Source organism: Pseudomonas sp. TE3552, from assembly GCF_056278945.1.
Window position 1 is genome coordinate 6,155,640 of sequence record NZ_JBWBQJ010000001.1, and the last position, 17,241, is coordinate 6,172,880.

Genomic DNA, 17,241 nt, shown 5'->3' on the forward strand with positions numbered 1-17,241 from the left:
TTCAACCACCAGCGCCGTTGAGTTCATCACCGGCCAGATATTGGCAGTGAAAGGATTGCTTACTCTTTTTTGCCCTGATCGGCGGGGGGCGGTCGACCTGAAACGCTAGGCTCAAACGTGGTCAGCTGATCGAACGGTTAGCGCCAGTTATCGGATTTTTCAAGGAATGGCGAATCTTCGGATTCTATAACCTAACGGATGGGTTAGCATGAATGTATGCCGCTACAAGGGGTTGTCACTGGTAGTCATGTTGCGTGACGAGCATTGCCCACCACACGTTCACGTCGATGGAGGCACATGGAGCGCACGCTTTCGGTTCAGCTTCTGGCACAACGGCGTAGAGCTCTGGGATGTCGTTCCTCATTCGCATCGACCTCCTCTGGCCATGCTGGAAGGGTTACGCCAGGCGCTCAGGCAACCTGCCCATTTGCGGCGAGCCCGTGGCATCTGGTGGAGCAAATTGCAGACGGCCTGCCTCGACAATCAGTTATGGGATTGGCAGGGCAATGAAGTGGTCGTGATGAAGAGGATTGCCAGCACGACTTACATGATTGGTTCGGCTCGCTATGAGCCTGAAGGAAACAAGACCTTATTGACGCTGATGGGAGCACCGGAGGGCGTGGAGATCGAATTATGAAAACGATAAGTGCAAAAATGCAGGTAGATCACCCTGTGACCGAAGGCGTTTTGGACGAAGCAATCGAGAGTGGCGAGTTACGCCGTCGCAGTGGATTGAATGCAACGACGGTGATCTTTCTTGATCCATGTCTCGCCGTCGGTTTCGAGGATGGCAGCGGTGTGTTGTTGCCAGTGAAAAACTATCCAGAGTTCGATGGTTTTGAGACCGAGGATTTCGCCGGTTTGAAAATCGGTTTCGCCGGAGCCGCGCTTTTTCATGAAGACAAGGATCTGCAGGTCTCCATCGCCGGTTTGATTTCGGCGAGCAAACCGCTGATGGATATGGCGGCCTCGGTGGTCGCCTCGCGCAATGGCCGTCAGAGCAGCACCGCCAAAGCCGAGGCAGCTCGGGCCAACGGCAAGAAGGGCGGTCGCCCACGCAAGGTCGATGCGGCTCTTTGATCGCCCACAAAAAAGCCGTCCAATGGACGGCTGATTTGTGTAACGGCTGCAATCAACGACGGGTCAGCAACACGCCGGACTCCATGTGATGGGTCCACGGGAACTGGTCGAACATCGCGCATTGAGTAATGCGGTGGGTGTCGTTTAGTTGGGCGATGTTGGCCGCGAGGGTTTCCGGGTTGCAGGAAATGTAGAGGATGTTGTCGAAGCGCCGGGTCAGTTCGCAAGTGTCCGGGTCCATGCCTGCGCGGGGTGGATCGACGAACACGCTGCCGAACTCGTAGCTCTTGAGATCGATGCCGTGCAGGCGGCGGAACGGGCGAACTTCGTTCAGGGCTTCGGTCAGCTCTTCGGCAGACAAGCGCACCAGCGTGACGTTACCCACCGCGTTTTCACTCAGGTTACTGAGCGCGGCGTTGACCGAGGTCTTGCTGATTTCGGTGGCCAGCACTTTGCGTACGCGGGTAGCGAGAGGCAGAGTGAAGTTGCCGTTGCCGCAATACAGCTCCAGCAAATCGTCGGACCGATCGCCGAGGGCGTCATACGCCCAGTTGAGCATCTTTTGGTTCACCGTGCCGTTGGGCTGGGTGAACGCGCCTTCCGGCTGGCGATAGCTGAAGGTGCGCCCGCCGACGTCAAGTTTCTCAACCACGTAATCGTGACCGATCACTTCGCGTTTGCCCTTCGAGCGACCGATGATGCTGACGTTCAGGTCGGCGGCCAGTTTCGACGCCGCCGCGTGCCAGTGTTCGTCCAGCGGGCGGTGGTAGCACAGAGTGATCATCGCATCGCCGGCCAGGGTGGTCAGGAACTCCACTTGGAACAGCTTGTGGCTCAGGGCGGCACTGGCTTTCCATGCTGCCTTGAGCAGCGGCATCAGTTCATTGATGCGCAGGCTTGCGATTGGAAACTCTTCGATCAGGATCGGCGTGCGTTTGTCTTCCTGGGAAAACATCGCGTAATGGCGCTCGCCGGCTTCGCGCCACAGGCGGAATTCGGCGCGCAGGCGGAAGTTTTTCAGCGGCGAATCGAACACCGCAGGTTCGGGGGCACCGAACGGGGCCAGCAGGTCGCGCAGGCGCGTGACCTTATCTTCGAGCTGAACGGCGTAGGCTTGGGAATCAAAAGTCATGCGTTGAACCAACCTAACTTGATCACGAACAGAATCGACAGAACCACCAACGCTGAGTTCAGCTCACGGCCACGGCCGGACAGCAACTTGATGGCGGTCCAGGAAATGAATCCGAAGGCGATACCGTTGGCGATGGAGTAAGTGAATGGCATAGCCAGCGCGGTGACTACCACTGGCGCGGCAACGGTGATGTCGTCCCAGTCTATTTCCGCCAGGCCCGATGTCATCAGTACGGCGACGAACAGCAACGCAGGCGCCGTGGCGAAGGCCGGAACGCTGGCCGCCAATGGCGAGAAGAACAGCGCCAGCAGGAACAGAATCGCCACCACAACGGCGGTCAGGCCAGTGCGGCCACCGGCACTCACGCCGGCTGCGGATTCGATATAGCTGGTGGTGGTCGAGGTGCCCAGCAACGAACCGGCCATGGCCGCGGTGCTGTCGGCGATCAGGGCGCGGCCCATTTTCGGCATGTGGCCGTCCTTGCCCATCAGGCCGGCGCGCTTGGCGACGCCGATCAGGGTGCCGGAGTTGTCGAACAGGTCGACGAACAGGAACGCGAAGATCACGCTGACCAGACCGATATCCAGTGCGCCTTTGATGTCCAGTTGCAGGAAGGTCGGCGCCAGCGACGGTGGCATCGACATCACGCCGCCGAACGGGCTGAAGCCCAACAGGATGGAGACGATGGTCACCGACAGAATGCCGATCAGCACTGCTCCACGGACTTTCAGGGCCTCCAGGGCGACGATCAGGGCAAAGCCCAGGGTCGCGAGGATCGGTGCCGGTTGCTTCAGGTCGCCGAGGCCGACCATGGTCGCCGGGTTGCTGACGACGATGCCGGCGTTGTGCAGGGCGATCAGCGCCAGGAACAGGCCGATACCGGCGGCAATCGCCGAGCGTAGCGCCAGCGGGATGCTGTTGATGATCCATTCGCGGATGCGGAAGATCGACAGCAGGAAAAACATCACCGCCGAGAGGAACACCGCGCCCAGCGCCACTTGCCAGGTGTGACCCATGTGCAGGACTACGGTGTAGGTGAAGAAGGCGTTCAGGCCCATGCCCGGTGCCAGGGCGATCGGGTAGTTGGCGATCAGGCCCATGGTCGTCGAGCCGATGGCGGCTGCCAGGCAGGTGGCGACAAACACCGCGCCCTTGTCCATGCCGGTCTCGCCGAGGATGCTCGGGTTGACGAACAGAATGTAGGCCATGGCCAAAAAGGTCGTGACGCCCGCCAGAATCTCGGTCCGCACGTTGGTGTTGTGTGCCTTGAGTTGAAACAGCCTTTCCAGCATGTCTGCTCCCCGTGGCGCGCCGGGCGCCGTGAATGTATCGACCTCAACAGCAAAGCACAGGCCGCAGCAGGCGCCTGGGAATTTTCTGTGGGTCGGAAAAAGCCGCGCATCATACCAGCAGCGTGGGGCTATGGCTGCTTATGGCTGCGATCGTCGTCGATGTTTTGCGGTAATGCCAACTGAGCCATACTGCGCGCTGGTTTTGGGGACATGGGTATTGCATGAAAAAGCGACTGATTGCCGGGTTCGGAATATTGATGACCCTGTCTCTGGGGGCGCAAATGGCTTCGGCGGCTTCCGCGCCGCCGTTGACTCAGGTAAAGGTACTCAAGGTCGAATCGCCAGGCTGTGGTTTTGAAGGTATCGCGGATGGCCAAGCGCAAACCCGATGCGACCACAAGGGGCCGAACATCAAGGTCTATGTGCTGGAGGTCGGCTATGGTCGTGGGGCGCATGTCGGGCTGGACGGTTTTGATCTGAATGGCACCCGGACCCCCGTCTGTGCCTTTGATAATGGCAACCTGACCGAATGCACCGTCGGGAGAAAAACCGTCGGGTATTTGTATATCTTCGATCTGGCCGGCAAGCAGGACGGCACCTTCACGTTCAGCAACACCTCGATCAACGCGCCGGGCAACACGATGTCGACGCAGCTTTACATCAAGTAACGGCAGGGCTCGAACAAGGGGCAGGAAAGCTGACTACGCTTTAAAGATCATCCAGTGGACCGCGCCCATGACCTTTAGAGCTCTGATTACCCTCGCCGAGGGCATCGACGATCTGCAAACCGTGACCCTGATCGATGTGCTGCGCCGCGCCAAGGTTGAAGTGGTGGTGGCCAGCATCGAGTCGCGACGCATGCTTACCTGCGCTCGCGGCACTCGCCTGACCGCCGATGCGATGTTGGTGGATTTACTGGCCCAACCCTTCGACTTGATTGTTTTGCCCGGCGGCGCTGTGGGGGCGCAGCATTTGGCGGCCCACCAACCCCTGCAACAATTGATCAAGGACCAGGTCGCCGCTGGACGCTTGTTTGCCGGCATCGCCGAAGCGCCGGCGCTGGCGCTGCAGACTTTTGGCGTGCTGCGTCAGCGGCGCATGACTTGCCTGCCCTCGGTCAGCAATCAACTGCAAGGCTGTAACTTCATCGATCAACCGGTAGTAGTCGATGGCAACTGCATCACCGCCCAGGGTTCGGGCGCCGCATTGGAGTTTGCCTTGGCGCTGGTGGAGGCGCTTTGTGGCAAAGCCATGCGGTCAACGGTGGCGGGGGAGTTGGTGGTGTAGAGAGAACTGCTTCAGGCCCTGACTTCTTCCACCGGCACATGCATGCGGTCGCGGTTGGCCAGGGTCGGGAACAGTTTGATCCAGGCCCCGGTGACCATCAGCGTGCCGATGCCGCCCATCACCACTGCTGGCACAGTGCCGAACCAGTGGGCCGTCAAGCCGGACTCGAACTCGCCGAGCTGATTCGAAGCACCGATGAACAGGCCATTCACGGCACTGACCCGGCCGCGCATCTCGTCGGGGGTTTCCAGTTGCACGAACGAGGCGCGGATTACCATGCTGATCATGTCCGCCGCGCCCAATATCACCAGCACAGCGAGTGAAAACCAGAACGAAGTCGACAGGCCGAAGGCGATCGTTGCCACGCCGAATACGCCCACGGCAGTGAACATCACCCGTCCGACATTGCGCTCCACGGCAAATCGCGCCAGAAACAGCGACATCAGCAACGCACCAACTGCCGGGGCCGAACGCAGCAGGCCCAGGCCCCAGGGGCCAGTCAGCAGAATGTCTTTGGCGAACACCGGCAGCAGCGCAGTCGCGCCACCCAGCAGGACGGCAAACAGATCCAGAGAAATCGCCCCGAGAATATCTGGACGGCTGCGAATGAAGCGGATGCCCGCCAGCAGCGAATCCAGGGTTGCCTTGCCCTTGTTCAGCGGCGTTTGCCGGGCAGGGAGGTTGAGCATCAACGAACAGGCGATGAGGTAAAGGATCACCGTCGGGCCATAGACCCAGACGCTGCCGAAGGCATAAAGCAATCCACCGAGGGCCGGGGCGACGATGGTGGCCGATTGTTGCGCAGACTGCGCGGCAGCAACCGCACGCGGGAATAGGGCACTGGGCACGATGCTCGGCAGCAAAGCCTGGGTGGTTGGCATTTCGAAGGAGCGAGCGGCACCGAGCACGAACGCGAGGATGAAGATCATCTCCCGGGTGACCTGATCGGTCGCGCTGCCGATGGCCAGCGACAGGGCGATCAGCGCTTGCAGGAACTGACAGATCGCCGCGACCTTGCGCCGGTCATAGCGGTCCGCGACATGCCCGGTGTGCAGCATGAACAACACTCGAGGGGCAAATTCCACCAGTCCCACCAGCCCCAGATCGAGTACGTTGCCGGTCAGTTGATACAGATTCCAGCCAATGGCCACGGTCAGCATCTGAAAACCGCTGGCAGTAAATACCCGAGCCAGCCAGAACGCGATAAACGGACGGTGATGACGTAACAGCAGGGGCGCTTGGCTGGGCATCTGAAGACAAATCTGGGCGAGGGGGAGGGGCGAGATTATCACCAACCTGTAACCAGAAGTTGCGAGCGCGGAAAATTTAGTTAGCTAGACACCGATCCCTCAGAACATACCAATCCCTGTGGCGAGGGAGCTTGCTCCCGCTGGGCAGCGAAGCAGCCCCGAACCCGCCACCCCATACCACAGGCACATCGCATTACCCGGTTTTGCGACTGCTAGGCAGCCGGGCGGGAGCAAGCTCCCTCGCCACAGGGAATGTATTGCAACGCATGACCAAACCCGTGAGGCAACCTGTCACGCGGCAAAAGACCACACCGTCCATCGGCAAAAATGCGACTACTCTTTCAACGTTGCTTGATCCAGATCAAGACCCTTCGTGGAATTGATCGGGCGGCCAGATGGCCAGATTCCCTACGTTGTGATGATGGTAAAAAAAGAACGAATTCGAATTCGCCACATTCCATATCCGTAGGACAGTGGGTGTAGGCCACAAGCCTTCAGCCGGTATTACCTGACAGAGGAAGACTTATGTTCGGTTTGGAGGCACTTGATCTCGCCCGGATTCAGTTCGCATTCACCATTTCGTTTCACATCCTGTTCCCGGCCATCACCATTGGCCTGGCAAGTTACCTGGCGGTGCTCGAAGGCCTGTGGCTGAAGACGCACAACGACACTTATCGCGATCTGTACCATTTCTGGTCGAAGATCTTTGCCGTCAACTTCGGCATGGGCGTGGTGTCCGGTTTGGTCATGGCCTATCAGTTCGGTACCAACTGGAGTCGCTTCTCGGACTTCGCTGGTTCCGTGACCGGGCCGTTGCTGACCTACGAAGTGCTCACTGCGTTCTTCCTGGAAGCTGGTTTCCTCGGCGTCATGCTGTTCGGCTGGAACAGGGTCGGGCGCAAGCTGCACTTCTTCGCCACGGTCATGGTCGCCATCGGTACCCTGATTTCCACCTTCTGGATTCTCGCCTCCAACAGCTGGATGCAGACCCCGCAGGGCTACGAGATCGTCAACGGGCAAGTCATCCCGGTGGACTGGCTGGCGGTGATTTTCAACCCGTCGTTCCCCTACCGGCTGATGCACATGGCCACGGCGGCGTTCGTCGCTACCGCTTTCTTCGTCGGTTCGTCGGCGGCCTGGCATTTGCTGCGCGGCAAGGACAACCCGGCCATCCGCACCATGCTCTCGATGGCCATGTGGATGGCGCTGATCGTGGCGCCGATTCAAGCCGTCATCGGTGACTTCCACGGCCTCAATACCCTCGAGCACCAGCCGGCGAAAATCGCTGCGATTGAAGGTCACTGGGAAAATGTCGGTGATGAACCGACCCCGTTGATTCTGTTCGGCTGGCCGGACATGAAAGCCGAAAAGACCAGGTTCGCGGTCGAGATTCCGTACCTGGGCAGCCTGATCCTGACCCACACCCTGGACAAACAGGTGCCGGCGCTCAAGGAGTTCCCGCCTGAAGACCGGCCGAATTCGACCATCGTGTTCTGGTCGTTCCGGATCATGGTCGGCCTGGGTTTCCTGATGATCTTCACCGGGTTGTGGAGCCTGTGGCTGCGCAAGCGCGACAAGCTGTATACCTCGCGTCCGTTCCTGTACCTGGCTCTGTGGATGGGCCCATCCGGCCTGATCGCGATCCTCGCCGGCTGGTTCACCACCGAAATAGGCCGTCAGCCGTGGGTGGTTTATGGGCTGATGCGCACGGCGGATGCGTCCTCCGGGCACAGCTTCATGCAGATGAGCATCACCTTGATCATGTTCGTTGTGGTGTATTTCGCGCTGTTCGGTGCCGGTCTTGGCTACATGATGCGCCTGGTGCGCAAAGGGCCGAAGATCGACGAAGGCAAGGAAACCAACGAAGGCGGTCCTGGCCAGAAACGCACACCGGCCCGTCCGCTGTCCGCCGCCGACGACAACGGTGACGGCGATCACAACCACAGCCTGACCAAGGAGATTTGAGTCATGGGTATTGATCTTCCGCTGATCTGGGCCGTGATCATCATCTTCGGCATCATGATGTACGTGGTCATGGACGGCTTCGACCTGGGGATCGGGATTCTTTTCCCGTTCATTCCGGGCAAGACCGACCGTGATGTGATGATGAACACCGTCGCTCCGGTGTGGGACGGCAACGAAACCTGGCTGGTACTGGGCGGCGCGGCTTTGTTCGGCGCCTTCCCGCTGGCCTATTCGGTGGTGCTCTCGGCGTTGTACCTGCCGTTGATTTTCATGCTGATCGGGCTGATTTTCCGCGGTGTGGCCTTCGAGTTTCGCTTCAAGGCCAAGGACGCCAAGCGCCATCTCTGGGACAAGGCATTCATCGGTGGCTCGATCGCCGCAACCTTCTTTCAGGGCGTGGCATTGGGTGCGTTCATCGATGGGCTGCCGGTGGTCAATCGTCAGTTTGCCGGTGGCTCACTCGATTGGCTGACGCCGTTCACGATGTTCTGCGGTGCGGCACTGGTGGTGGCTTATGCGCTGCTCGGTTGCACCTGGCTGATCATGAAGACCGAGGGCAAGTTGCAGGAACAGATGCATGACCTGGCGCGCCCGTTGGCCTTCGTGTTGCTGGCGGTGATTGGCATTGTCAGCATCTGGACGCCATTGGCCCATGCCGAGATCGCCGCGCGCTGGTTCACCCTGCCGAATCTGTTCTGGTTCTTGCCGGTACCGATTCTGGTGCTGGTGACCCTGTACGGTCTGATTCGCGCGGTGGCCCGCAATGCGCATTACACGCCGTTCCTGCTGACCCTGGTGCTGATCTTCCTCGGCTACAGCGGTCTGGGTATCAGCCTGTGGCCGAACATCGTGCCGCCATCGATCTCGATCTGGGACGCTGCCGCGCCGCCGCAAAGCCAGGGCTTCATGCTGGTGGGCACGCTGTTCATCATCCCGTTCATCCTGGGGTACACCTTCTGGAGCTACTACGTGTTCCGCGGCAAGGTCACCCACGAAGATGGTTACCACTAGCGACTACGGCGCAGAATTGAATCCTGCGCCGTTGCAGAGGAGAAAACGATGATGGCTGGCAAACCCACTTTGCAGGAAATCGAAGCCGCCGAGAAAAAGCCGCTCTGGCAGCGGCTCGGCTGGCTGGCGATGATCTGGGCCGGCAGCGTCGTGGCACTGTTCATCGTGGCCACCCTGATGCGCATGTTCATGAATGCCGCGGGCCTGAGTACCCACTGAAATTCCCATCCCGTTGCCTTGCGGCACGGATTTATAACCCTCCTGTGATGGAGGGTTTTTTTGTCCGTGATTATTTGCGTGCTTTGAGAATGACGAACTTGGGTGTGGCCGCTACTTGCTCGACGCCGCGGAACAACCGCGCAAGCTTGCTGTGATAACCCAGATGACGGTTGCCGACGATGTACAACGCGCCGCCCACCACCAACGCTTCGCGCGCCTGCTGGAACATGCGCCAGGCCAGGAAGTCGCCGACCACCTGCTGTTGATGAAACGGCGGATTGCACAGCACCACATCAAGGGATTGCGGCTCCTGCCCCGTCAAACCATCGCCGGCCCGCACGATAACGTCACGCTCACCCAGCGCCGCGCGCCAGTTTTCAGCAGCCGATTGCACGGCCATGAATGACTCGTCCACCAGCGTGTAATGGGCCTCAGGATTCTGCAGGGCGCTGGCAATCGCCAGCACGCCGTTGCCACACCCCACATCGGCGACTCGCGCTATGCCGAGGTTTTTCGGCAAGTGCGGCAAAAAGGCCCGCGTGCCGATATCCAGCCCTTCGCGGCAGAACACATTGGCATGATTGAGCAATTCGATCGCAGGTTCGTCGAGTCGATAGCGGGTCGGGTAGGGGGAGATCGCCGGGGCTTTGTCTTGGGGCGTGGCAATCAGCAGCCGTGCCTTCTTCACGGCCAGCGAGGCTTGCACCGGGCCGATGTAGCGCTCCAGCAGATCCCCCGCAGCGCGTGGCAGATGTTTCACCATCGCGGCGGCAATCACTTGAGCGTCGGGCGCCAATTGACCCTGTAGACGGATCAGTTGCTCTTCCAACAAGGCCAGGGTTTTCGGTACGCGAATCAAAACCCGGTCAAACGGCCCGACGAGCGTTTCGCTGGCAGGCACCTTCGGCACTGCATCAAACGCCTGGCCATTGCGTATCAGGTTTTTTTCCAGCCCCTGAAACGCCAGAAACGAATCGCCGCTGCTGGTCACCCGAACCTTGCCCACCAGGCTGGCAGCCAATGCGCCAAAGCTGTCGTTGAGCACCAGCACCCGGGTATCTGCTGCCGGTTGTTGCCCGGCCAGATGATTGAGCAGGTATTCGTCTGCCGCATCAAACGCTTGCAAGGGTTCGTTCTGCTGTTCTGGCTGGCGGATCAGATCGAGTTGAGCGAAGGGGGTTTCAAGCAGAGGCATGAGGCGAGGGGCTCTGGGTAGTCAGCGGAGGATAATCAACGAGCGGCCCGCCGCGCAGAGGCTTACAACGGGCGAGCCATTCCGAGTGGACTACGTCGTGGAGTTTCACACGGCATCACTCAGGACTGGATCGCAGATGGTACGTTTTTTTCGCTTGGATTACTCGCGGGGATTACCGGATTCAAACAGATTCAGATGACGCCCACTCTCGCGGCTCTGATCACTGCCGCAATTTTGTTGTTTACGCCGAGTTTTCGGATGGCGCCGCGTATATGGAACTGTACCGTGCTTGGACTCAGGTTGAGGATGATCGCGACCTCGTCCGCCGTCTTGCCATCGGCTGAGTATTTCAACACCTCGATTTCTCGGCATGACAGGTGCACGGTGTTCGGTTTCGTCGAGGAAGGAGGCAGATCTTTCGCGACAAGCCCATGGAGGTGACGGCTAATGAACATCGCATAGCCCAGATTTTTATACAGGTCATACGCGGTAATCGGGCAATGGCTTCTGGCAAGGCTCAGCATGCTGCAAAGGCCGTTTTTATCATGAATGGATTGGGACCAGCCGTACTGCAATCCCTGCATTTTTTGTGCTTGCCAAAGCGTCGGTGTTTTTGAGAAGACTTCTTCATGCCAAAGAATCGGCCATTCGGAATGATTGCAATGGGCTAGTATCGGATCGATTTCGCTGAAATGCTCTTGTTCATATTTGGTGTTCCATTCGGTGGGGTAATTATTCAGGTTGACCTTATGGCAATGCATTCCTCTTGTTTGGGATGTTATTGAAAATGCACAAAAATTAAAGCCCAAATTCTTAACGAGGTTGAGAGACATCTCGTACGCGGTCTCTATTTTCTGAGCGTAAGAAAGCTGCGTTAATTGTGACTCCTTCCACACTTTCATTGGGTAACTCCATACGGTCTTTCTTGATAGGTGCTTTTTGGATCCAATATCTGGCACGCCACGAGTGTAGGACTTTTCTTACATGTGTGCTGGATTTTTTTGCTCTTGAAAAAACGCGCAACTGAATATCCGGTTCTTAGACTCTGTTACTAGGCACAAACAGACTCAACGCTAACTGTCGTTGTTCTTATTACTCGGCACTACCGGGTTATGTCTTTAAAGACATTACAAATCATCAGTGTTTACGCCGCCTGCTTTGCGGGACACTGGCGTTATCTGTTGAATGGAGTAACCCATGACTGCCAGTGCGGAAAAATTCACTCGCCAGACGTTACTTGACGTCCAGCCGTTGACTCCAAGCCTGTTCACCCTGCGGACCACCAGGGATCCGGGCTTTCGCTTTCGCGGGGGGCAATTCGCCCGGCTGGGTGTGACCAAGGCTGATGGCAGCACGGCATGGCGGGCTTATTCCATGGTCTCGTCCCCCCATGACGAGTTCCTTGAGTTCTTCTCCATTGTCGTGCCGGGAGGGGAGTTCACCAGTGAACTGAGCCGGCTGGAGGTCGGCGATACGCTGCTGGTCGATCGGCAGGCCTTTGGTTATCTGACGCTGGATCGCTTCGTCGATGGCCGTGACCTCTGGTTGTTATCCACAGGCACGGGCGTGGCACCGTTTCTGTCGATCCTGCAGGACTTCGAGGTGTGGGAGAAATTCGAACGAATCATCCTGGTCTACAGCGTGCGCGAAGCGCGGGAATTGGCGTACCAGGAGTTGATTGCAGGGTTGGCGCAGCGCGACTATCTGGCCGGGTTCGCGCATAAGCTGCAATTCATCGCCACCGTCACCCGCGAGCAGCATCCGGGGGCCTTGAATGGGCGGATCACCAGGCTAATAGAAAGTGGCGAACTGGAACGGGCCGCCGGTCTAGCGCTGACGGCCGAGCATTCGCGGGTGATGCTTTGCGGTAATCCACAGATGATCGATGACACGCGCCAGTTGCTCAAGCAACGGGAGATGCACCTGAGCCTCAGCCGACGACCCGGCCAGGTGGCAGTGGAAAACTACTGGTAAAAACGGCGTCCCGAAGGCGCCGTTTCTGGGGGCGTCAGGGCCGGTTGTTCTGGGCCTTGAGCAGATCGCGGATCTCGCTCAGCAGCTCTTCTTCCTTGGTCGGAACCGGCGGCAGGGTTGGCGCAACGGCTTCTTCGCGTTTCAGGCGGTTGATGGCCTTGACGCCCATGAAGATCGCGAAGGCGACGATGATGAAGTCGATCAAGCTCTGGATGAACTTACCGTACGCCAGCACCACCGCTGGCACATCACCGTTGGCAGCCTTGAGCGTAACGGCCAGGTCGCTGAAGTCCACTCCACCGATCAGCAAGCCAATTGGCGGCATCACCACGTCGCCGACAAACGACGAAACGATTTTGCCGAAGGCGGCGCCGATGATGATACCGACGGCCATGTCGACCACATTACCTTTGACCGCGAAGGCCTTGAACTCACTTATCACGCCCATAGGTTATTTCCTTGTTACAGATGAGGTTGGTGAACGCAGTGTAAATCAGCAAGGTGGCTCCTGCTCGAAACACCTCCTTACAATGCTCGCTCCTATCGACACATCTTCCTGCAATAAGTTTACAAAATGCCACCATTCGCGCGCGATTAACCGCTCTAGACCGGGCTTTCCAGAACCTTTTCACTATCGCCTCGGTACGGGATTTCTATTTATGTTTTGGTCTTTGGGTCACTAGCCTCTGTGGGGCGCACCAGGATGCGCCTTATAAAACCAGAGGAAACTTCCATGACAACTCCCCTTGGCCTCGGGGCTTTTCCCCTCCGTCGTACCGTTGGCGTTCTGACCGCCAGCCTCTTGTCCTTCTCCGTCAATGCAGCGACGTTGACCCGCGATAACGGTGCCGCCGTCGGTGACAACCAGAACTCGCAAACCGCCGGCGCGACCGGGCCGGTGCTGTTGCAAGACGTACAACTGATCCAGAAACTCCAGCGTTTCGACCGTGAACGTATTCCCGAGCGCGTGGTGCATGCCCGCGGCACTGGCGCCCACGGCACGTTCACCGTGACTGACGACCTCAGTGACCTGACCAAGGCCAAGGTATTCGCTGGCGGCCAGAGCACGCCGGTATTTGTGCGTTTCTCTGCGGTGGTTCACGGCAATCATTCGCCGGAAACCTTGCGTGACCCGCGTGGTTTCGCCACCAAGTTCTACACCGCGGACGGCAACTGGGACCTGGTCGGCAACAATTTCCCGACCTTTTTCATCCGTGACGCGATCAAGTTTCCGGACATGGTCCACGCCTTCAAGCCGGATCCGCGCACCAACCTTGACGACGACTCCCGTCGTTTCGATTTCTTCTCCCATGTTCCAGAAGCCACCCGTACCTTGACTGAGCTGTACTCCAACTCCGGCACCCCGGCCAGTTATAGGGAGATGGACGGTAACGGTGTACATGCTTACAAGTTAGTGAACGCCAAAGGCGATGTGCACTATGTAAAGTTTCACTGGAAAAGTTTGCAGGGGATAAAAAATCTCGATCCTAAAGAAGTGACTAACGTTCAAGGTCAAGACTACAGTCATATGACCAACGACTTGGTCGCCAATATTAACAAGGGCAACTTTCCTAAGTGGGACTTGTACATTCAGGTTCTGAATCCTCAAGATTTGTCCAAGTTTGATTTCGATCCATTGGACGCGACCAAGATCTGGCCCGGTGTACCTGAGCGAAAAGTTGGACAAATGGTGTTGAACCGTAATCCGGCGAATGTTTTCCAGGAAACCGAACAAGTGGCCATGGCCCCGGCCAATTTAGTTCCAGGTATCGAGCCTTCGGAAGATCGTTTATTGCAAGGGCGAGTGTTCTCGTATGCCGACACCCAACTGTATCGTCTGGGGGCCAACGCTCTGCAGTTGCCGATCAACGCAGCCAAAATCGCCGTGAACAATGGTAATCAGGATGGCGCCATGAATATCGGTGCCAGCAGCACAGGCGTGAATTACCAGCCAAGCCGTCTGCTGTCCCGTGAAGAGCCGCAAACCGCGCGCTACAGCCAGTCGACCCTGTCGGGTACTACGCAGCAGGCGAAGATTCAGCGTGAGCAGAACTTCAAGCAGGCCGGCGATCTGTATCGCTCGTTCAACCAGAAAGAACGTCAGGACCTGATCGACAGCTTCGGTGGCTCACTGGCCACCACCGATGACGAGAGCAAGCACATCATCCTGTCCTTCCTTTACAAGGCCGACCCGGAATACGGGACCGGGGTGGCCAAAGTAGCCAAGGGTGATCTGGCTCGGGTCAAGGCGCTGTCGGCCAAACTGGTCGACTGATTCATCTGCCTGAAGCGGGACCTCATGCGAGGTCCCGTCTGATCAAGGAGCGTTGCCATGCGTTTTTATCTGTCGGTGTTTCTGGCGTGCGCGTCGTTCGGTGTGCTCGCCGGGCCCGAGATGCAAATCTCGAAGAACCCCGAGGCGCTGAAAGCCCAATTACAGGATTACTATTTCGATGCCGCTCGACGCGGTGATGTGCCCATGCTCGAGACTTTCATCGAAGCCGGCTATTCCCTCGATACCCGCGACAGCAAGGGTTACACGGCACTGATTCTGGCCGCGTATCACGGCCAGAGTGCTGCGGTGGAACGTTTGCTCGCGGCCGGTGCGGACGCGTGCGCCCAGGATCAACGCGGCAATACGGCGCTGATGGGCGCGATTTTCAAAGGCGAAGTGCAGATCGCTCGAACCCTGCTGGCCGCCAATTGCAGCCCTGACCAACGCAATGGGGCGGGGCAGACTGCCGCGATGTACGCTGGCTTGTTCAAGCGCGTCGAGTTGCTGGATGCACTCAAGGCCAAAGGGGCGGACATGAACGCCGAAGATCCGCTGGGCAACAGTGCCGCGCGTCTGGCCAGCGGTGAAATCCGCACAGCGGCGCCGCGCTGATCCGCGCCAGCTGAGCTATCATCGCGGTTTTTGCCGGGAGTTCAGATGGCCAAGGCCAAGCGCATGTACGGCTGCACCGAGTGCGGCTCAACCTTCCCCAAGTGGGCCGGCCAGTGCGGCGAATGCGGGGCCTGGAACACGCTGACCGAAACCATGGTGGAGAGTGGCGGCGCCGCAGCTCCCAGCGGTCGCACCGGTTGGACCGGCCAGCAGGCGCAGATCAAGACCCTGGCCGAAGTCAGTGTCGAAGAAATTCCACGTTTCTCCACCGCGTCCAGCGAGCTTGATCGTGTTCTGGGCGGCGGCCTGGTGGATGGCTCGGTGGTGTTGATCGGTGGTGATCCCGGCATCGGCAAGTCGACCATTCTGTTGCAAACCTTGTGCAACCTCGCCAAGAGCATGCCGGCGCTGTATGTCACCGGCGAAGAGTCCCAGCAACAAGTGGCCATGCGGGCCCGGCGGTTGGGCTTGCCCCAGGATCAACTGCGGGTGATGACCGAAACCTGTATCGAAACCATCATCGCCACCGCCCGGCAGGAAAAGCCCAAGGTGATGGTGATTGACTCGATCCAGACGATTTTCACCGAACAACTGCAATCGGCGCCGGGCGGCGTCTCCCAGGTGCGCGAAAGTGCGGCATTACTGGTGCGTTACGCCAAGCAAAGCGGCACGGCGATTTTCCTCGTCGGTCATGTCACCAAAGAAGGCGCGCTGGCCGGCCCGCGAGTGCTGGAACACATGGTCGACACCGTTCTGTATTTCGAAGGCGAATCCGATGGGCGCCTGCGTCTTCTGCGGGCGGTGAAAAACCGTTTCGGCGCGGTGAACGAATTGGGCGTGTTTGGCATGACCGACAAAGGCCTGAAGGAAGTCTCCAACCCCTCGGCGATTTTTCTGACCCGGGCCCAGGAAGAAGTCCCGGGCAGCGTGGTCATGGCCACATGGGAAGGCACTCGGCCGATGCTGGTGGAAGTCCAGGCGTTGGTGGACGACAGCCATTTGGCCAACCCACGCCGGGTGACGCTCGGTCTGGACCAGAATCGCCTGGCCATGTTGTTGGCGGTTCTGCACCGCCACGGCGGCATCCCGACTCACGACCAGGACGTGTTCCTCAACGTGGTCGGCGGGGTGAAGGTCCTGGAAACCGCTTCCGACCTGGCCTTGATGGCGGCAGTCATATCCAGTTTGCGCAACCGGCCGCTGCCCCATGATCTGCTGGTGTTCGGTGAAGTCGGGTTGTCGGGTGAAGTACGCCCGGTGCCGAGTGGCCAGGAACGCTTGAAAGAAGCGGCCAAGCACGGCTTCAAGCGCGCCATCGTGCCTAAGGGCAACGCCCCGAAAGAGGCGCCGCCGGGGTTGCAGATTATTGCCGTGACGCGTCTGGAACAGGCCCTCGACGCACTGTTCGAATAAACCGTAAACGGGACACAAACCCTGTGGGAGCGATCAGGCTCGCTCCCACAATGGAAGGGGGAGGCCTTCAGGCTTCGATCAGGGCACCCAATTCGCGCTCTAGTTCCCGGGGATCGCCCAGGTTGAACTCAATCAACCGCCGCAGGCGCTCGATGGATTCCAGGCTGATGTGTTTGCAGACGAACCCGAGCTGGCCATGGTCATCGTGGGTCAGTTGCACATCCATCTTGATGGCGAGGTCATCGTTGAGATGAATGTCGACCAGGAAATGCCATTCCCGATTACCCAGCCATGGCTCGGGCTTCTCGACCAGCAGTCCCTTGAGCGACAGGTCAATCAGCCGCACCGGCCAAGTGAATTCCCCTTGGCTCAGCTCGGTTCGGGCATCGAACGCAATACGTCTGAAGCGGCGGCGATCGGCAGGTTGTTCGCTCATGGCGCAATCCTCGTAAAGGTTCGCTGACTATAGACCTGCATTGCCGGAGGCTGCCAGCACAGTGATGGCTCTAGACTGATGTCGAACTATGGTCTTTGCC

Annotated in this window: 18 protein-coding genes; 11 read left to right on the forward strand and 7 right to left on the reverse strand. The window is 58.7% G+C overall.

All coding sequences use genetic code 11. The annotated features are described in order from the left end of the window. Positions 1 to 208 precede the first annotated feature (208 nt). On the forward strand, positions 209 to 637 hold the full coding sequence (locus ACZ9BB_RS27935) for a DUF4160 domain-containing protein (RefSeq protein WP_476217970.1): 429 nt from the start codon (positions 209 to 211) through the stop codon (positions 635 to 637). Further along, the gene (locus tag ACZ9BB_RS27940) at positions 634 to 1,080 is read left to right on the forward strand and encodes a DUF2442 domain-containing protein (protein ID WP_018925807.1); all 447 of its coding nucleotides are present in this window, start codon (positions 634 to 636) and stop codon (positions 1,078 to 1,080) included. The genes ACZ9BB_RS27935 and ACZ9BB_RS27940 overlap by 4 nt, the downstream gene beginning before the upstream one ends. A gap of 52 nt (positions 1,081 to 1,132) precedes the next feature. Here the strand turns inward: ACZ9BB_RS27940 and trmA are convergent, their stop codons facing one another. Both trmA and ACZ9BB_RS27950 read right to left on the reverse strand, forming a co-directional pair. Continuing rightward, complete coding sequence (gene trmA, locus ACZ9BB_RS27945) at positions 1,133 to 2,212, reverse strand: tRNA (uridine(54)-C5)-methyltransferase TrmA (protein WP_476217972.1); 1,080 nt, start codon at positions 2,210 to 2,212, stop codon at positions 1,133 to 1,135. Next, positions 2,209 to 3,504, reverse strand: a complete 1,296-nt coding sequence (locus ACZ9BB_RS27950; protein ID WP_105343705.1) for an NCS2 family permease — start codon at positions 3,502 to 3,504, stop codon at positions 2,209 to 2,211. The genes trmA and ACZ9BB_RS27950 overlap by 4 nt, the downstream gene beginning before the upstream one ends. 221 nt (positions 3,505 to 3,725) lie before the next feature. On the opposite strand from ACZ9BB_RS27950, the gene ACZ9BB_RS27955 reads away from it, so the two are divergent. Both ACZ9BB_RS27955 and ACZ9BB_RS27960 read left to right on the forward strand, forming a co-directional pair. Next, positions 3,726 to 4,172 carry a DUF4879 domain-containing protein gene (locus ACZ9BB_RS27955; protein ID WP_476217975.1) on the forward strand — a complete coding sequence of 149 codons (447 nt, stop codon included), beginning with the start codon at positions 3,726 to 3,728 and terminating at the stop codon, positions 4,170 to 4,172. A 67-nt stretch (positions 4,173 to 4,239) separates the two neighbouring features. Then, positions 4,240 to 4,791 (forward strand): DJ-1 family glyoxalase III, encoded by a 552-nt coding sequence (locus ACZ9BB_RS27960; protein ID WP_476217977.1) that lies wholly within the window; start codon positions 4,240 to 4,242, stop codon positions 4,789 to 4,791. An 11-nt stretch (positions 4,792 to 4,802) separates the two neighbouring features. Here the strand turns inward: ACZ9BB_RS27960 and ACZ9BB_RS27965 are convergent, their stop codons facing one another. After that, complete coding sequence (locus tag ACZ9BB_RS27965; RefSeq protein WP_476217979.1) at positions 4,803 to 6,041, reverse strand: MFS transporter; 1,239 nt, start codon at positions 6,039 to 6,041, stop codon at positions 4,803 to 4,805. A 525-nt stretch (positions 6,042 to 6,566) separates the two neighbouring features. Here ACZ9BB_RS27965 and ACZ9BB_RS27970 point away from each other — a divergent pair. From ACZ9BB_RS27970 to ACZ9BB_RS27980, 3 genes are read left to right on the forward strand one after another with little or no spacing between them, the layout of a single operon-like run. Beyond that, positions 6,567 to 8,006: a cytochrome ubiquinol oxidase subunit I gene (locus ACZ9BB_RS27970; RefSeq protein WP_476217981.1), complete on the forward strand. Its 1,440-nt coding sequence runs from the start codon at positions 6,567 to 6,569 to the stop codon at positions 8,004 to 8,006. A gap of 3 nt (positions 8,007 to 8,009) precedes the next feature. Beyond that, positions 8,010 to 9,017 carry a cytochrome d ubiquinol oxidase subunit II gene (gene cydB, locus ACZ9BB_RS27975; protein ID WP_476217982.1) on the forward strand — a complete coding sequence of 336 codons (1,008 nt, stop codon included), beginning with the start codon at positions 8,010 to 8,012 and terminating at the stop codon, positions 9,015 to 9,017. A gap of 51 nt (positions 9,018 to 9,068) precedes the next feature. After that, complete coding sequence (locus ACZ9BB_RS27980) at positions 9,069 to 9,236, forward strand: DUF2474 domain-containing protein (RefSeq protein WP_258622847.1); 168 nt, start codon at positions 9,069 to 9,071, stop codon at positions 9,234 to 9,236. A 70-nt stretch (positions 9,237 to 9,306) separates the two neighbouring features. Here ACZ9BB_RS27980 and ACZ9BB_RS27985 read toward each other — a convergent pair whose 3' ends face one another. Then, on the reverse strand, positions 9,307 to 10,431 hold the full coding sequence (locus ACZ9BB_RS27985; RefSeq protein WP_476217983.1) for a methyltransferase: 1,125 nt from the start codon (positions 10,429 to 10,431) through the stop codon (positions 9,307 to 9,309). A gap of 191 nt (positions 10,432 to 10,622) precedes the next feature. Further along, positions 10,623 to 11,333, reverse strand: a complete 711-nt coding sequence (locus ACZ9BB_RS27990; RefSeq protein WP_476217985.1) for an autoinducer binding domain-containing protein — start codon at positions 11,331 to 11,333, stop codon at positions 10,623 to 10,625. A 295-nt stretch (positions 11,334 to 11,628) separates the two neighbouring features. Here ACZ9BB_RS27990 and ACZ9BB_RS27995 point away from each other — a divergent pair, with 295 nt between their 5' ends. Next, positions 11,629 to 12,405: a ferredoxin--NADP reductase gene (locus ACZ9BB_RS27995; protein ID WP_476217987.1), complete on the forward strand. Its 777-nt coding sequence runs from the start codon at positions 11,629 to 11,631 to the stop codon at positions 12,403 to 12,405. 34 nt (positions 12,406 to 12,439) lie between these two features. On the opposite strand, the gene mscL is transcribed toward ACZ9BB_RS27995, so the two are convergent. Further along, the gene (gene mscL / locus ACZ9BB_RS28000) at positions 12,440 to 12,853 is read right to left on the reverse strand and encodes a large-conductance mechanosensitive channel protein MscL (protein ID WP_237883028.1); all 414 of its coding nucleotides are present in this window, start codon (positions 12,851 to 12,853) and stop codon (positions 12,440 to 12,442) included. 285 nt (positions 12,854 to 13,138) lie between these two features. Between mscL and katB the strand changes: the two genes are divergently transcribed. The 3 genes from katB to radA are packed head-to-tail and all read left to right on the forward strand — an operon-like array spanning position 13,139 to position 16,705. After that, the gene (gene katB / locus ACZ9BB_RS28005; protein ID WP_476217989.1) at positions 13,139 to 14,680 is read left to right on the forward strand and encodes a catalase KatB; all 1,542 of its coding nucleotides are present in this window, start codon (positions 13,139 to 13,141) and stop codon (positions 14,678 to 14,680) included. A 57-nt stretch (positions 14,681 to 14,737) separates the two neighbouring features. Beyond that, the gene (locus ACZ9BB_RS28010) at positions 14,738 to 15,292 is read left to right on the forward strand and encodes an ankyrin repeat domain-containing protein (RefSeq protein ID WP_476217991.1); all 555 of its coding nucleotides are present in this window, start codon (positions 14,738 to 14,740) and stop codon (positions 15,290 to 15,292) included. A gap of 45 nt (positions 15,293 to 15,337) precedes the next feature. Beyond that, the gene (gene radA / locus ACZ9BB_RS28015) at positions 15,338 to 16,705 is read left to right on the forward strand and encodes a DNA repair protein RadA (protein WP_476217993.1); all 1,368 of its coding nucleotides are present in this window, start codon (positions 15,338 to 15,340) and stop codon (positions 16,703 to 16,705) included. 67 nt (positions 16,706 to 16,772) lie between these two features. Here radA and ACZ9BB_RS28020 read toward each other — a convergent pair whose 3' ends face one another. Next, the gene (locus tag ACZ9BB_RS28020; RefSeq protein ID WP_064620492.1) at positions 16,773 to 17,141 is read right to left on the reverse strand and encodes a PilZ domain-containing protein; all 369 of its coding nucleotides are present in this window, start codon (positions 17,139 to 17,141) and stop codon (positions 16,773 to 16,775) included. Positions 17,142 to 17,241 lie beyond the last annotated feature (100 nt).

Excerpts from the sequence above, each read along its gene's own strand:
- ACZ9BB_RS27935 (WP_476217970.1), top strand. The coding sequence starts at position 209 with ATGAATGTATGCCGCTACAAGGGGTTGTCACTGGTAGTCATGTTGCGT.
- ACZ9BB_RS27940 (WP_018925807.1), top strand. The coding sequence starts at position 634 with ATGAAAACGATAAGTGCAAAAATGCAGGTAGATCACCCTGTGACCGAA.
- trmA (WP_476217972.1), bottom strand. The coding sequence starts at position 2,212 with ATGACTTTTGATTCCCAAGCCTACGCCGTTCAGCTCGAAGATAAGGTC.
- ACZ9BB_RS27950 (WP_105343705.1), bottom strand. The coding sequence starts at position 3,504 with ATGCTGGAAAGGCTGTTTCAACTCAAGGCACACAACACCAACGTGCGG.
- ACZ9BB_RS27955 (WP_476217975.1), top strand. The coding sequence starts at position 3,726 with ATGAAAAAGCGACTGATTGCCGGGTTCGGAATATTGATGACCCTGTCT.
- ACZ9BB_RS27960 (WP_476217977.1), top strand. The coding sequence starts at position 4,240 with ATGACCTTTAGAGCTCTGATTACCCTCGCCGAGGGCATCGACGATCTG.
- ACZ9BB_RS27965 (WP_476217979.1), bottom strand. The coding sequence starts at position 6,041 with ATGCCCAGCCAAGCGCCCCTGCTGTTACGTCATCACCGTCCGTTTATC.
- ACZ9BB_RS27970 (WP_476217981.1), top strand. The coding sequence starts at position 6,567 with ATGTTCGGTTTGGAGGCACTTGATCTCGCCCGGATTCAGTTCGCATTC.
- cydB (WP_476217982.1), top strand. The coding sequence starts at position 8,010 with ATGGGTATTGATCTTCCGCTGATCTGGGCCGTGATCATCATCTTCGGC.
- ACZ9BB_RS27980 (WP_258622847.1), top strand. The coding sequence starts at position 9,069 with ATGGCTGGCAAACCCACTTTGCAGGAAATCGAAGCCGCCGAGAAAAAG.
- ACZ9BB_RS27985 (WP_476217983.1), bottom strand. The coding sequence starts at position 10,431 with ATGCCTCTGCTTGAAACCCCCTTCGCTCAACTCGATCTGATCCGCCAG.
- ACZ9BB_RS27990 (WP_476217985.1), bottom strand. The coding sequence starts at position 11,333 with ATGAAAGTGTGGAAGGAGTCACAATTAACGCAGCTTTCTTACGCTCAG.
- ACZ9BB_RS27995 (WP_476217987.1), top strand. The coding sequence starts at position 11,629 with ATGACTGCCAGTGCGGAAAAATTCACTCGCCAGACGTTACTTGACGTC.
- mscL (WP_237883028.1), bottom strand. The coding sequence starts at position 12,853 with ATGGGCGTGATAAGTGAGTTCAAGGCCTTCGCGGTCAAAGGTAATGTG.
- katB (WP_476217989.1), top strand. The coding sequence starts at position 13,139 with ATGACAACTCCCCTTGGCCTCGGGGCTTTTCCCCTCCGTCGTACCGTT.
- ACZ9BB_RS28010 (WP_476217991.1), top strand. The coding sequence starts at position 14,738 with ATGCGTTTTTATCTGTCGGTGTTTCTGGCGTGCGCGTCGTTCGGTGTG.
- radA (WP_476217993.1), top strand. The coding sequence starts at position 15,338 with ATGGCCAAGGCCAAGCGCATGTACGGCTGCACCGAGTGCGGCTCAACC.
- ACZ9BB_RS28020 (WP_064620492.1), bottom strand. The coding sequence starts at position 17,141 with ATGAGCGAACAACCTGCCGATCGCCGCCGCTTCAGACGTATTGCGTTC.